Raw genomic sequence first — 13,243 nt, forward strand, 5'->3', positions numbered from 1 at the left:
CCAGAACAAGGAGAGAATCATGAAGATTCTCGTCGTCATCACGGCCAAGGCCACACTCCATCTGCTGGACGGAGAACAGCACCCCTCGGGATTCTGGGCCGAGGAATTCGTCGTGCCCTATACGCTGTTCAAGGCCGCCGGCCACACCGTGGACGTCGCGACGATCGGCGGGCAGGCGCCCACCGTCGACCAGACGAGCATCGACCCCCAGTTCCTCCGGTGGGTCCGTCCCGAGGGCTCCCCGGACGAGGACGCGGCCAACGCCGCCGAATACGTCCGCGTCATCGGTGAAACGTCCCAGCTGAAGAACCCGATCGCCCTGGAATCCCTGACCGAGAAGGACATCGCCGACTACGACGGTGTCTACGTCAGCGGCGGCCACGGAGCCATCGGCGACCTCCCCAAGTCCGACGAACTCGCCCAGATCCTGCGCTGGACCATCGCCCAGGACAAGCCGCTCGCCACCGTCTGCCACGGCCACACCTCGCTGCTCGCGCTGCGCGACGGCGAAGGCCACTGGCCCTTCGAGGGCTACCGGATGACGGCCTTCTCGCACAGCGAGGAGCTGGTCACCAACATGGCCGGCCGGCTCCCGCTGATCCTGGAGGTCGAGCTCACCCGGCTCGGCGCGCGGTACGAGAAGGCCGAGGCCATCTGGGACTCGCACGTGGTCGTGGACCGCAACCTGACCACCGGCCAGAACCCGTACTCCTCCAAGGCCCTCGCCGAGACGTTCTTACGTCAGCTCGCGAAGGGCTAGCTCCTCCGCCCCGCACTCGACACCGGAAGGCAGCAGCCATGACCAGGCGCGCGCTCAGCGACCAGCCCTTGGCCAATCCCGGAAAACTGTTCATCGGCGGCAAATGGGTCCCGGCCCAGGACGGCCGTACCGAGCCGGACATCAGCCCCGTGGACGGCAAGGAGATCGTGCCGGTGGCCCAGGCCACCGCCGCCGACGCCGACGCGGCGGTGGCCGCGGCACGCAAGGCGTACGAAGAAGGTCCGTGGAGCAGACTGTCGGCCCAGGAGCGCGCGTTGCGGCTGAACCGGGTCGGTGAGCTCATCGAGCGCGACCTGGAAGAGATCGCCATGCTCGAGACGGTGGACATGGGCAAGCCGTTCGCCTTCTCCAGCACGGTCGACGCACCCATGGCCGCGCAGCTCATGCACTACTACGCCGGTGCCGTGACCCGCGTCGACGGCTCCTCGCGGGCCCCGGCCGGCGGACAGCTCGCCTACACCCTGCGCGAACCGCTGGGCGTGGTCTGCGCCATCACCCCGTTCAACTTCCCGCTGCTGCTGTCGATGACGAAGATCGCACCGGCGCTGGCGGCGGGGAACACGGTGGTCCACAAGCCCTCCCCGGCCACCCCGCTCACCGCCCTGAAGATCGCCGAGCTCTTCCAGGAGGCGGAGATCCCGGACGGGGTGCTGAACGTCATCACCGGTCCCGGCGTGGAACTGGGGGAGACCCTCACCGACCACCCGGACATCGACAAGATCGCCTTCACCGGCTCCACCTCCGTGGGCCAGTCCATCATCCGCAAGGCGGCCGGCACCCTGAAGAAGGTGACGATGGAGCTCGGCGGCAAGTCCGCCAACATCGTCTTCGCCGACGCCGACCTCAACGCCGCCGAGGAACTCGCCTTCTTCGGCATCTACTACAACAAGGGCGAGATCTGCACCGCCGGCTCCCGGCTGCTGCTGCACCGGCCCATCCACGACGAGATGGTCGAACGGCTGGTGCGCCGGGCCGCCGCCCTCAAGCCCGGCGACCCGCGCGATCCCGCCACGCTGTTCGGGCCGCTGGCCCACCGCGGCCAGTTCGACAAGGTCAGCTCCTACATCGAGGTCGGTGAGAAGGAAGGCGCCACCCTGCGCACCGGCGGCACCGGCTGGACCCCCGAAGGCGCTTCCAGCCAGGGCCTCTACTTCCTGCCGACGATCTTCACCGGCGTCGACAACGGCATGCGGATCGCCCAGGAGGAGATCTTCGGCCCGGTGCTGTCGATCATCCCCTTCGACACCGAGGAGGACGCCGTACGCATCGCGAACGACAGCGCGTACGGCCTCGCCGCCGGCGTCCACACCAAGGACCTGCGGCGCGCCCACCGGGTCGCCTCGCAGATCAAGGCCGGCACGGTCTGGGTCAATTGCTACAACCAGTACGACCCGGCCGTGCCCTACGGCGGCTACAAGGCCTCCGGCTACGGCCGCGAGTGCGGCCCCGAGTCGCTGGAGAGCTACACCCAGACCAAGTCGGTCTGGATCGGCATGGACTGACAGCCGTACGGGCCGGTACCGGGCCGCACGGAACCGAACGTCGAGGAGAGTCAATGCAGACAGGCATCATCGGCACCGGGCGGATCGGCACGGTCCTCGCCAGGATCCTCGTGGCGGCGGGACACCAGGTCGTGCTCGCCAACGCCCGCGGGCCGCAGACCCTCGGCCCGCTCGTGGCCGAACTGGGACCGGCGGCCTCGGCGGCGCACCCCGCCGAGGCCGCCGGCCAGGCCGAACTCCTGGTGCTGATGGTGCCCTTCGACAGCGTCCGCGGACTGCTGCCGCAAGAGGCCGTACGGGACACCGTGCTCGTGGACGCCACCAACGCCTTCACCGGCCCCGGCGCACCACGGGACTTCGGCGAGCGCGCTTCCAGCGAACTCGTCGCCGACTGGTATCCCGGCGCCCGGCTGGTGAAATCCCTGAACACCATGCATTTCGAAACCCTCGCCGTCGCCGGCACCGCGCCGGACCGGACGGGGTCGGAACGCCTGGCCCATTTCGTGGCAGGCGACGACGTGAAAGCGAAGGAAATCGTCGCGGGAATCATCACGGATCTGGGATTCGCGCCCGTCGACACCGGCCCGCTGCACTCCGGAGGAATTCTCCAGCAGCCCGGCGGGCCCCTTTTCAACCGGCCGCTCACGGAAGCGCAGGCGCTGGCATGGATATCTCACTGAAGGTGAACGGAAGACCCGAGCAGTTCTCGGCGGAGCCGAACGAACTGCTTGTGGAACGGCTCCGCGACGGCCTCGGGCTGACCGGCACCAAGGTCGGCTGCGACACCGGCCAGTGCGGCTCCTGCGTCGTCCAGCTCGACGGCCGGTCCGTCAAGAGCTGCCTGATCCTGACCGCCTCGGCGGCCGGCTCCGACGTGGCCACCATCGAGGGGGTCACCACCCCCGGCGGTGAACTGTCCGGCCTCCAGGAGGCACTGCGCCAGGAGCACGGCACCCAGTGCGGCTTCTGCACCCCGGGCATGGTCATGGCCCTCGGCGAGCTCGTCGACTCCACCGCCGGCGGCGAGGCGCCCACCGAGCCCGAGATCCGTGAGTGGCTCACCGGCAACCTGTGCCGCTGCACCGGCTACCACAGCGTCGTCCGCGGAGTGCAGCGCGCTTGCGCCGCCCGCGCCGAGGTCCCCGCCGGCTCCGCCTCGGGCATCGCAGCCGGACAGGAGGTGTCAGGGACATGACCACAGTGACGGGGGAGCAGACGGCACCGCCGCAGGAGACCGCCCCCAGCGGGAACGGCCTGCTCGGACAGCCGCTGGACAGCCGCGAGGACCCGCAGCTCCTGCGCGGCGAGGCGAAGTACGTCGCGGACATCGACCTGCCGGGCACCGCCCACATGGCCATCCTGGGCAGCACCGTGGCCCACGCGAAGATCCTCTCCATCGAGACCAAGGCGGCCGAGCAGCTGCCCGGCGTCCTGAAGGTGGCCACCGCGGCCGACTTCACCGACGTCATGCCGCTGCCCTGCATCTGGATACCCGGCGGGGTCGAGAGCCACTTCCCGCCCCACCCCTACGGACTTCCCGGCGCCCGGCCCGTCCTCACCGGGGACGCGGTCCGCCACGTGGGCGACCCGATCGCGGTGGTCGTCGCCGAGACCCCGCGCCAGGCAGCCGCGGCGCTGGCCGCCATCACCGTCGAGTACGAGCCGCTGCCCGTGGTCACCCGGGCCGACGAGGCCCTCGCCGAAGGCGCGCCCCAGCTGCACGAGGCCGTACCGGGCAACCTGAACGCGTACTGGACCTGCGGCGACAAGGACCGCACCGACGCGGCCATCGCCGCGGCCGAGGTCACCGTGGAACTCGACCTCGTCAACCAGCGCACCATCAACAGCCCCATCGAACCGCGCGGCGCGGTCGGCGACTACAACGCCGCCACCGGCGAGTACACGCTGTACGCCACCACCCAGGGCCCGCACAACCACCGCTTCCTGCTCTCCGCGCTGGTCCTCGGCATCCCCTTCAACAAACTGCGGGTGATCGCCCCGACCGTCGGCGGCAGCTTCGGCACCAAGGGGTACCTGTACCCGGACATGCCGCTCGTCCTGCTCATGTCCAGAGCGCTGGGCCGGCCCGTGAAATGGGTGGACACCCGCACCGGGCTGATGAACTCCACCGTCCAGGGCCGCGACCACCGCCAGCACGTCACCCTCGCCGGCACCCGCGACGGCCGCATCACCGGCCTGCGCTGCACCAGCTACGCCAACCTCGGTGCGTACCCCTCGACGATCGGCCCGGGTGTCGCCACCGCCCTGATGGGCCGCTCCATCAGCGGGATGTACGACATCGACGCGGCCTTCTGCGAGGTCTACGCCGCCTTCACCAACACCGTCTCGCTCGGCGCCCAGCGCGGCAGCGGGCGCGCCGAGGCCGCGTTCCTGATGGAGCGCCTGGTCGACCGGTACGCCTCGGAGATCGGCATGGACCCGGCGGCCGTGCGGCGCAAGAACCTGGTGCCGAAGGAGAAGTTCCCGTACGACAACGGCCTCGGCTGGACCTACGACTCCGGGAACTACCAGCTGAACTTCGACCGGGCCATCGAACTGTCCGGCTACGCCGACATGCCCGCCCGCAAGGCCGAGGCCCGCGCCCGCGGCAAGCGGCTCGGCGTCGGCATCGCCACGTACGTCGCGATCTGCGGCGTCGGCCCCTCCACCCGGATGTCCCAGGAGGGCATGCTCGGCGGCACCTGGGAGAGCGCCAACATCCGCGTCCACCCCACCGGCGAGGTCACCGTCACCGTCGGCTCCGCCTCCACCGGCCAGAGCCACGGGACCGTGTTCGCCCAGGTCGCCGCGGACGAACTCGGCATCGACCCGGACACCGTCCAGGTCCTCGAGGGCGACACGCTGAAGGCCCCGTACGGCCAGGGCACCTACGGCTCCCGCTCCTACAGCATGGCGGCCCCGGCCGTCGCGCTCACCGCCCGGAAGATCAAGAGCAAGCTGGTCCGGGCCGGCGCCGTCTTCCTGAACGTCCCCGAGGAGAAGGTCGTCTACGAGGGCGGCAAGGTCTACGAGGCGGGCAACCCGGAGAACACCAAGACCTTCGCCGAGCTCGCGATGGCCATGTGGTACGGCTGGGGACTGCCCCCGGAGATCGAACCGGCCCTCGACGAGACCACCCACTTCGACCCGCCGGACTTCAACTACCCCTTCGGTACGCACGTGGCGGTCGTCGAGGTCGACGAACTGACCGGCGAGACCGAAGTGGTGGACTACACGGCCGTCGACGACGCCGGACACATCGGCAACCCGAAGGTGGTTCTCGGCCAGATCGAGGGAAGCATCGTGCACGGCCTCGGCCAGGCGCTGATGGAGGTGGCCGAGTACGACGGGAACGGACTGCTGATCAGCTCCGACCTCGACCACTACGCCCTGCCGCGCGCCGCCGACGTACCGCTGTTCACCCTGGACAAGACGGTCACGCCCTCACCGCACAACCCGCTCGGCGCCAAGGGCGCAGGCGAGATCGCCACCGTGCCGCCCGCCGCGGCCGTCGTCAACGCGGTCGTCGACGCCCTCTCCGACCTCGGAGTGCAGCACATCGACATGCCGCTCACCCCCGAGAAGGTCTGGCGCCGCCTGCGAGGAGAAGCCCGATGATCCTCACCGAGTTCGACTACGTCCGGCCCGTCGGGCTCGACGAGGCCCTGACCCTGCTCTCCGGCACCCGGGGCGCCCGGGTACTGGCCGGCGGACAGAGCCTGCTGCCCGGGCTGCGCACCGGCGAGAACGGCTTCGGCGCCGACGGGGCCCGGCTGCTCGTCGACATCCGCCGCCTGGAGGAGCTGAGGGGCATCGGCCGGGGCCCCGAGGGACTGCGCATCGGGTCCCTCACCACCCTCGCCGAACTCGCGGCCGACCCGCTGGTGCTCGCCGAGGCCCCCGAACTGGCCGCCGCGGCCCGGGCCAACGGCGACCCCCAGGTCCGCAACCTCGGCACCGTCGGCGGCAACCTCGCCGCCCCCGGCCGGGCCACCGACCTGCCCGTGGCCGCCATCGCCGCCGACGCCGCCGTCGAACTGGCCGGTCCCGGCGGGCGGTCGACCGTACCCGCCGAGGAGTTCGCGGCCACCGGGGCACCCGACCGCTCGGTCGTCACCGCGCTGCTGGTGCCCGCCGCCGGACGGGCCGCCGCCTTCGAGAAGACCGCCGACCGGGCCACCCGCTACCCGGTGTGCGCCGCCGCCGTACGGATGACCCCCGACGGGCCGCGCATCGCCGTCACCGGAGCCACCCCCCGCGCGCTGCGGCTGCGCGGGGTCGAGGACCGGCTGCGCGGGGGCCCGTACACCACGGACGCCGTGCTCGCCGCCTTCCGCGGCGAACCCCGGGAACTGTTCGTCCCCGGGCGCGGCACCTCGGCCGAGTACCTCGGCCACCTCGCGGGGGTGCTCACGGCCCGCGCGCTGGCGAGGGCCCAGGCCCTCGCCTGACCACCGCACGCCACGGGGCCCGTCACGGGCCCCATCACGGGGGAGTTGAGTGAAGCAGTGGCCGAACCGACGAAGACGACCACGGGGGTTACCGTGCACCCAGCCGCGCACCGGGCCGCGCACGCGGCCGGCCCGGCCAGAGGCTCCGGCTTCTGGGTGGTGGGCGCGGTACTCGTCCTGCTGATGCTCTCCTCCTCCGTCCCGTCCGCCCTCTACGTCCTCTACCAGCAGCAATGGGGCCTGTCCTCCGGGATCATCACGGTGGTCTTCGCCCTGTACGCGGTCACGGTCCTGGCCGGCCTGCTGCTGTTCGGCTCGCTCTCCGACACCCTGGGCCGGCGCCCCGTCCTGGGCGCCGGCCTGGTCCTGGCGATCGTCTCCATGGCCCTGTTCGCCGCCGCCGACGGGCTCGCGCTGCTGCTCGCCGCCCGCGCCGTGCAGGGGCTCGCCGTGGGTCTGGCCACCGGCGCGATGGGCGCGGCCCTGCTCGAACTCGCCCCGCCCTCCAGGCCCGCGCTCGGCGCCCAGGTCAACAGCGCGGGGCCGACCGTGGGCATCGGGCTGGGCGGGATCGGCGCCGGGCTGCTCGTGCAGTTCGCGCCCGCGCCGACCGTACTGAGCTACCTCCTGCTGATCGGGGCCTTCGCCCTCGGCCTGGTGGGCGTGGTCCGGATGCGGGAGAGCGCGCCCGGGGCGGGAGGCCGCTTCCGGGTGGTCCCGCACCGGATCCACGTACCGGCCGGAGCCCGCGGCCGCTTCGCCGTCCTCGTCCTGTCGATCGTCGCCGTCTGGTCGGTGGGCGGGTTCTACCTCTCGCTCGGCCCGCACCTGGTGCTGTCGCTGCTGGAGTCCACCAACTACCTCGTCGGCGGGGGCACCGTGGCCCTGCTCGCCGGCGCCGCCACCGTGGCCCAGCTGCTGCTCGGCCGCACCGAGGCCCTGCGCACCGCCGTCATCGGCCTGTGCGGGCTGCTCGCCGGGCTGGGCCTGGTCCTGCTGGCGCTGGGCCTCGGCTCGGCGCCGGTGTTCCTGGTGGCCACCGCGGTGCTCGGCAGCGGCTGGGGCGCGGCGTTCCTCGGCTCCTTCCGGGCGCTGAGCGCGCTCGCCGATCCCGCGCACCGCGGTGAACTGACCGCGGCCGTCTACGTCTTCGCGTACCTGGCGATGAGCGTCCCGGCGGTGCTCGCCGGGATGCTCACCAACATCCACGGGCTGCACCGCACCTCGGTCGGCTTCATGGCCGCCGTCGCCGGGGTGTGCGCGCTCGCCCTGCTGGCCACCCTGCGGCTGGCCGCCCGTACCAAGGCCGAGGGGAGCACGGCATGAACACCCCGGAGCTGCGCTCCGCCCTGCACGGGCTCGAGATCTTCGCCGCGATCACCGAGGAGCAGCTGGACTGGCTGGTCTCGGTGTCCGAGCCGCGGGTCCTCTCCGACGGAGAGGTGCTGTTCCGCGACGGCCAGGAGGCCACGGGCTTCCACGTCCTGCTCTCGGGCGGGCTGGTGGTCACCAAGGTCGTCGACGGCCGCGAGGAGGTGCTCACCCGGCACTCCACCGAGGAGGAGAGCGCGGCCGCCGAGGACCACGACGGCAAGCCCTCCGCCGCCCACCGGTTCACCGGGGAGCTCCCGCTGCTCACGGAGGGCTCGTACGTGGCCACCGCGGCCGCGAGCGGGCCGTCGACCACGGTCGTCGCCTACTCCAGGCCGGTCTTCTTCGAGATGCTGACCCGCTGCCACGGAGTGGCCGCCGTACTGCTGCCGGTCCTGGCCTGGCGGATCAAGTCCTCCGAGGTGCAGGCCCGCAAGCGGGCCACCGTGGAGGCCCTCGGCACCCTCGCCGCGGGACTGGCGCACGAACTGAACAACCCGGCGGCCGCCGTGGCCCGGGCCGCGCAGGAGCTGGCCCCCGCCCTGGAGCGGCTCACCCGCACCGCCCAGGCCTGGGGGGCGTCCGCGACGGGCGCCGAGCGCGCCGTCTTCGACCGGCTGTCCGAAGAGCTGGACAAGCTGCCGCCCCCGGAGATCACCGATCCGCTGGCCCAGGCCGACGCCGAGGAGGAGATCGCCGACTGGGCCGAGGAGGCGGGCGCCGAACGCTCCGGCCTGCTCGGCTCGGGGGTCTCGGACCTCGGGGTGGAGCTGGGCTGGCTGCTGGAGCGGCTGGAGGGGGTCGGCGAACCGGCCCTGGCCGCGGGGCTGGACCACCTGGCGGCGCTGCTGGAGATCCGCTCGCTGGCGGCGGAGCTGCGCGCGGCCGGCCCCAGGATCTCCCAGCTGGTGGCCGCCACCCGGGATTACGCCAATCTCGACCGCGCCCCCGAGCAGCGGTTCTCGGTGACCGACGGACTGGAGAACACGCTGGTCGTCCTGCGTGCCAAGCTCGCCGGGATCAGCATCGTGCGCGCGTACGAACCCGGCCTGCCCGAACTGACGGGCTACCCGAGCGAGTTGAACCAGGTGTGGACCAACCTGGTCGACAACGCGGCCGAGGCCATGGAGGGGTCCGGTGTGCTCACGCTGCGCGCCCGGGCCGAGGGGATCTGCATGGTCGTGGAGATCGCCGACACCGGCCGCGGCATCCCCGAGGAATCCCTGCCGCGGATCTTCGAACCCTTCTACACCACCAAGGACGTGGGCAAGGGCACGGGCCTGGGGCTGCACCTCAGCTACCGCATCGTGACCCAGCGCCACAGCGGGTCCATCACGGCCCGCTCGCGTCCCGGAGAGACCCGGATGGTGGTCCGGCTGCCCTTCGCCGGCACCGCCGCGTCCTGCGCCCCACCTGCCGCACCAGCCGGTGCGCCCGTCTCCACCAGTCCCTCCAGCAGTTCCTCCACCAGTTGAATGGGAGTCGACATGGCCAAGTACGACATCTCCAAGCTGCACCCGGTGTTCGTCCGCCAGATGGACGCGCTGGCCGCACTGGACATCGAGGCGGTGATGAAGAACTACACCGACGACGCCGTACTGCTGCGCTTCGAAGGGGTCTCGGTCGGCATCGACGCCGTTCGTGAGACGTTCACCGGCTATCTCACCGTGAAGCCCACCCTGGTCGAACTCCAGGAGTACATCGAGACCGAAGACACCATCTTCTACCGGGCGATCATGAACCTGAACGGTGAACCGGAGCACGCGTTCGGGACACTTGTGGTCCGCGATGGCCGAATCTGGCGGCAGACGGCCGGGTTCGGCGGCTGAGTTCTGCAATCTGGGTAGCGTGTGCGGGGAGGGCGGGAGAAGATCGCCCTCCCCGTATGTGTGACATACGAGGGCCGGCAAGTTGCATTTATGCACCACATGGCAAAGGGGAGGTCATGGAACACGAAACCGGGCGCGTCGAGGCATTCAGCGACGGTGTATTCGCCATCATCATCACGATCCTTGTTCTGGAATTGAAGGTTCCGGAAGAAACGGGATCGGAGTTCTGGCACGGGGTCCGGGAACAGTGGCCGCATTACGCCGCCTATGTGGTGAGTTTCCTCATCATCGGCGTCATGTGGGTGAACCACCACACCATCTTCAGTCACCTCAAGCGGGTGGACCGACCGCTGTTGTTCCTGAATCTCCTGGTGCTGATGGTGGTATCGGTGATTCCCTACACGACCACCGTTCTCGCCGAACACCTCGTCGAGGACGGGAAGTCGGCGAACGCGGCCGCTGTCCTCTACAGTGCCGTCACCGTGGCCTACGCCCTCGCCTTCATGGCCTTCTGGTGGTACGTCACCCGGGTCGGCCACCTCTTCCACGAGCAGGTGGACAAGGACGGCGCCCGCGCCACCCGGGTGCGTTTCGGTCTCGGCGCGATCGCGTACCCGCTCACCGTCCTGCTGGCGTTCATCTCCGCACCGCTGACTCTTGTCGCACACTTCCTGATCGCGATCTACTATGCGGCGAACCAGATCCCCATCCCCCTCGTGGTAGAGGAAGAGCGGCTCGAAACTGCCAGCGACCTCAGGAAGTAGCCGCCGGGGCCTACGGCCGTTCTCCGCGGTCAAGTAGGGTAATGGATCTAGCTGGTCGCGGGGGAGGCCGAGATGGCTCGCGTAGTCCTGCCGGAGGATTCCGAAAGGGAAATCTCCGAATTGATCGATGTACTGATCTCTCTGCTCTTCGAGTCCTTACCCCGGCGGGACCAGCGAAACTGGGCCCGCGTTTATCTGAACGGCCTCGTGCAGACCACCGGCAAGAAAACCATCCGTAACATTGCCGGAACGGGCGCCAGTTCCGTGGAGCAGAGCCTCCAGCAGTTCATCAGCAAGTCCCCCTGGGACTGGACTCCGGTGCGCCGCTCCCTCGCCCAGCACCTCGAACGCACCGCCCAGCGCCCGCTGGCCTGGGTGCTGCAGCCCATGGTGATAGAGAAGGCCGGCGACCGCTCGGTCGGCGTCGGCCGGCAGTTCGTCCCGCAGCTCGGCCGCACCGCCAACTGCCAGCAGGCCAGCGGGATCTGGCTCGCATCCAGCGAGGCCAGCTTCCCGGTCGAGTGGACCCTCACCCTCCCGGGGCCCTGGACCAGCGAACTGCTGCGCAGGCGGCGGGCCGGAATCCCCGACACGGCCCGCTCGCTCACCCCCGCCCAGGACGCGGTGAACGCCGTACAGCGGATGGCCGCGACCTGGCAGCTCCAGCGCCGCCCCGTGGTGATGGAGGTCGCCAACAGCGATCTCCCGCAGAGCATCGAGTCCTTCGCACTCCAGGACATCCCCTTCGTCTTCAAGGTCGACGGCACGCTGCCCGTCTCCTTCGGCGGCGCGGGACGGCACAAGCCCGGGCCGCACACGGCACCCGCCCGGGAACTCATCGACTCCCTGCGCTCCCAGCGCCGCGTCGTCGAGTGGACCCGGCACGGCCGCGGAGAAGGAGCAGTGACCCTGCTGACCTCCGCCTCGATCCTCGCCACCCCCAGCGAGGACCGGCTCGTGCCCGCTCCGCCCACCCCCCTCCTGCTGGTCGGAGCCTGGACCGAAGCCGCCCTGATGCCCACCGAGTTCTGGGTCACCAACATCGGGGACCGGCCGCTCGCCCAGCTCTTCCTGCTCGCCAAACTCACCGACCGGGTCTCCCTCGACTTCACGGAGACCTGCGAACCCGCGGGCATCCGCGACTTCGAGGGCCGCTCCTTCCGGGGCTGGCACCACCACGCCACCCTGGCGAGCGTGGCCCACGCGGCGAAACTGCTCGGCTCGCGCGGCCGGGAGCCCGAGAGCTTTCCCGCAGCCACCCGGTCGGCCGCCGTCCGGGCGGCGGCGGCCCGGCATCCCGCCGCCCGCCCTCCCGCCCCGGCGGTCCTGCCGCCGCGGCCGCTCATCCCCGGACAGACCGCGCGCCGCGAGTACATCCGCTGATGCTCGACATAGCCGACGGGCTACGCGCGTGGTGCGCCGCGCGGCGGGAATTCGCGCTGGCCACCGTGGTGGCGGTCAGCGGCAGCGCGCCGCGCGGCCCGGGAGCCTCGCTCGCCGTGGACGACCGGGGCACCGCGCTCGGCTCCGTTTCCGGGGGCTGCGTGGAGTCCGCCGTGCACGAGCTCTGCCTCGACGCGATCGCCTCCGGAGAGGGCGGCCTGCACCGCTTCGGCTACAGCGACGACGACGCCTTCGCCGTGGGGCTGACCTGCGGGGGAGTCCTCGACGTGCTGGTCACCCCGGTCCGCGGGCGCGACCCGGTGCGGCCCGTCCTCGGCTCGGTGCTCGACGCCGCCGCGGGCGGGGCGCGGGCCGCACTGGCCCGGGTGGTCTCCGGCCCGCCGCGCCAGCTCGGCCGGGCGCTCGCCGTCCACGCCGACGGATCCTACGAGGGCGGGCTGGACGGCGGCGCGGCCCTGGACCGGGCCGCCGCCGGACGCGTACGGGCCCTGCTGCTGGCCGGCCGCACCGGCACCGCCGAACTCGGCACGGCAGGAGGCCTGTGCGGGCAGCCCCTGACCCTGCTCGTCGAGTCCGCGGCCGAACGGCCCCGGCTGCTCGTATACGGAGCCATCGACTTCGCCGCCGCCCTGGCGCGGATCGGCGCCTTCCTCGGCTATCGGGTCACCGTCTGCGACGCCCGGCCCGTCTTCGCGACCCCGGAGCGCTTCCCGGGCGCCGACGAGGTGATCGTGGACTGGCCGCACCGGCACCTGGCCGCCGAACGGGACGCGGGCCGGCTGGACGCCCGTACCGCCGTCTGCGTCCTCACCCACGACGCCAAGTTCGACGTACCGCTGCTGGCGCTCGCCCTGCGGCTGCCGCTGGGGTACGTGGGCGCCATGGGCTCGCGGCGCACCCACGCCGAGCGGGCCGGACGGCTGCGCGAGGAAGGGGTGACCCGGGCCGCGCTGGCCCGGCTGCGCTCACCCATCGGCCTGGACCTGGGCGGCGGCACCCCCGAGGAGACCGCCCTGGCCATCGCCGCCGAGTTCACCGCCGTGCGGCACGGCGGCTCGGTGGCCCCGCTGACCGGCCGCCGCGAACCGATCCACCGGCGGCCCGCCGGGACCAAGGTCCCGTAGGAAAGAACCACCCGGCC

General features: G+C 71.4%; 12 protein-coding genes. All 12 read left to right on the forward strand.

The genetic code is table 11. The annotated features are described in order from the left end of the window. Nucleotides 1-19: 19 nt before the first annotated feature. The 12 genes from OG447_RS18905 (at nt 20) to OG447_RS18960 (ending at nt 13,226) form a co-directional block, all read left to right on the forward strand. The gene (locus OG447_RS18905; RefSeq protein WP_266937949.1) at nt 20-760 is read left to right on the forward strand and encodes a type 1 glutamine amidotransferase domain-containing protein; all 741 of its coding nucleotides are present in this window, start codon (nt 20-22) and stop codon (nt 758-760) included. A gap of 38 nt (nt 761-798) precedes the next feature. Then, on the forward strand, nt 799-2,283 hold the full coding sequence (locus OG447_RS18910) for an aldehyde dehydrogenase (protein ID WP_266937950.1): 1,485 nt from the start codon (nt 799-801) through the stop codon (nt 2,281-2,283). After that, a complete protein-coding gene (locus tag OG447_RS18915; RefSeq protein ID WP_266937951.1) occupies nt 2,220-2,963 on the forward strand; it encodes an NADPH-dependent F420 reductase in 744 nt (247 codons plus the stop codon). Before OG447_RS18910 ends, OG447_RS18915 begins: the two co-directional genes overlap by 64 nt. Further along, entirely contained in the window at nt 2,948-3,478 is a 531-nt protein-coding gene (locus tag OG447_RS18920) for a (2Fe-2S)-binding protein (RefSeq protein WP_266937952.1), read from the forward strand. Before OG447_RS18915 ends, OG447_RS18920 begins: the two co-directional genes overlap by 16 nt. Beyond that, nucleotides 3,475-5,901 carry a xanthine dehydrogenase family protein molybdopterin-binding subunit gene (locus tag OG447_RS18925; protein ID WP_266937953.1) on the forward strand — a complete coding sequence of 809 codons (2,427 nt, stop codon included), beginning with the start codon at nt 3,475-3,477 and terminating at the stop codon, nt 5,899-5,901. The genes OG447_RS18920 and OG447_RS18925 overlap by 4 nt, the downstream gene beginning before the upstream one ends. Continuing rightward, nucleotides 5,898-6,734: a xanthine dehydrogenase family protein subunit M gene (locus OG447_RS18930; RefSeq protein ID WP_266937954.1), complete on the forward strand. Its 837-nt coding sequence runs from the start codon at nt 5,898-5,900 to the stop codon at nt 6,732-6,734. Before OG447_RS18925 ends, OG447_RS18930 begins: the two co-directional genes overlap by 4 nt. Before the next feature lie 93 nt (nt 6,735-6,827). Further along, nucleotides 6,828-8,060 carry an MFS transporter gene (locus tag OG447_RS18935; protein ID WP_266937955.1) on the forward strand — a complete coding sequence of 411 codons (1,233 nt, stop codon included), beginning with the start codon at nt 6,828-6,830 and terminating at the stop codon, nt 8,058-8,060. Beyond that, nucleotides 8,057-9,580: an ATP-binding protein gene (locus OG447_RS18940; RefSeq protein WP_266937956.1), complete on the forward strand. Its 1,524-nt coding sequence runs from the start codon at nt 8,057-8,059 to the stop codon at nt 9,578-9,580. The genes OG447_RS18935 and OG447_RS18940 overlap by 4 nt, the downstream gene beginning before the upstream one ends. Before the next feature lie 12 nt (nt 9,581-9,592). Beyond that, a complete protein-coding gene (locus OG447_RS18945; protein ID WP_266937957.1) occupies nt 9,593-9,934 on the forward strand; it encodes a nuclear transport factor 2 family protein in 342 nt (113 codons plus the stop codon). Between the two features lie 116 nt (nt 9,935-10,050). Next, nucleotides 10,051-10,698, forward strand: a complete 648-nt coding sequence (locus tag OG447_RS18950) for a TMEM175 family protein (protein WP_266937958.1) — start codon at nt 10,051-10,053, stop codon at nt 10,696-10,698. 72 nt (nt 10,699-10,770) lie between these two features. Continuing rightward, nucleotides 10,771-12,081, forward strand: a complete 1,311-nt coding sequence (locus tag OG447_RS18955; protein ID WP_266937959.1) for a transposase — start codon at nt 10,771-10,773, stop codon at nt 12,079-12,081. Then, a complete protein-coding gene (locus OG447_RS18960; RefSeq protein ID WP_266937960.1) occupies nt 12,081-13,226 on the forward strand; it encodes an XdhC family protein in 1,146 nt (381 codons plus the stop codon). The genes OG447_RS18955 and OG447_RS18960 overlap by 1 nt, the downstream gene beginning before the upstream one ends. The last annotated feature ends 17 nt before the right edge of the window (nt 13,227-13,243 follow it).

Source organism: Streptomyces sp. NBC_01408 (genome assembly GCF_026340255.1).
Classification (GTDB): Bacteria; Actinomycetota; Actinomycetes; order Streptomycetales; family Streptomycetaceae; genus Streptomyces.

What these genes read in the sequence shown, in the direction of transcription:
- OG447_RS18905 (WP_266937949.1), top strand. Translation starts at nt 20, where the DNA reads ATGAAGATTCTCGTCGTCATCACGGCCAAGGCCACACTCCATCTGCTG.
- OG447_RS18910 (WP_266937950.1), top strand. Translation starts at nt 799, where the DNA reads ATGACCAGGCGCGCGCTCAGCGACCAGCCCTTGGCCAATCCCGGAAAA.
- OG447_RS18920 (WP_266937952.1), top strand. Translation starts at nt 2,948, where the DNA reads ATGGATATCTCACTGAAGGTGAACGGAAGACCCGAGCAGTTCTCGGCG.
- OG447_RS18925 (WP_266937953.1), top strand. Translation starts at nt 3,475, where the DNA reads ATGACCACAGTGACGGGGGAGCAGACGGCACCGCCGCAGGAGACCGCC.
- OG447_RS18930 (WP_266937954.1), top strand. Translation starts at nt 5,898, where the DNA reads ATGATCCTCACCGAGTTCGACTACGTCCGGCCCGTCGGGCTCGACGAG.
- OG447_RS18940 (WP_266937956.1), top strand. Translation starts at nt 8,057, where the DNA reads ATGAACACCCCGGAGCTGCGCTCCGCCCTGCACGGGCTCGAGATCTTC.
- OG447_RS18945 (WP_266937957.1), top strand. Translation starts at nt 9,593, where the DNA reads ATGGCCAAGTACGACATCTCCAAGCTGCACCCGGTGTTCGTCCGCCAG.
- OG447_RS18950 (WP_266937958.1), top strand. Translation starts at nt 10,051, where the DNA reads ATGGAACACGAAACCGGGCGCGTCGAGGCATTCAGCGACGGTGTATTC.
- OG447_RS18955 (WP_266937959.1), top strand. Translation starts at nt 10,771, where the DNA reads ATGGCTCGCGTAGTCCTGCCGGAGGATTCCGAAAGGGAAATCTCCGAA.
- OG447_RS18960 (WP_266937960.1), top strand. Translation starts at nt 12,081, where the DNA reads ATGCTCGACATAGCCGACGGGCTACGCGCGTGGTGCGCCGCGCGGCGG.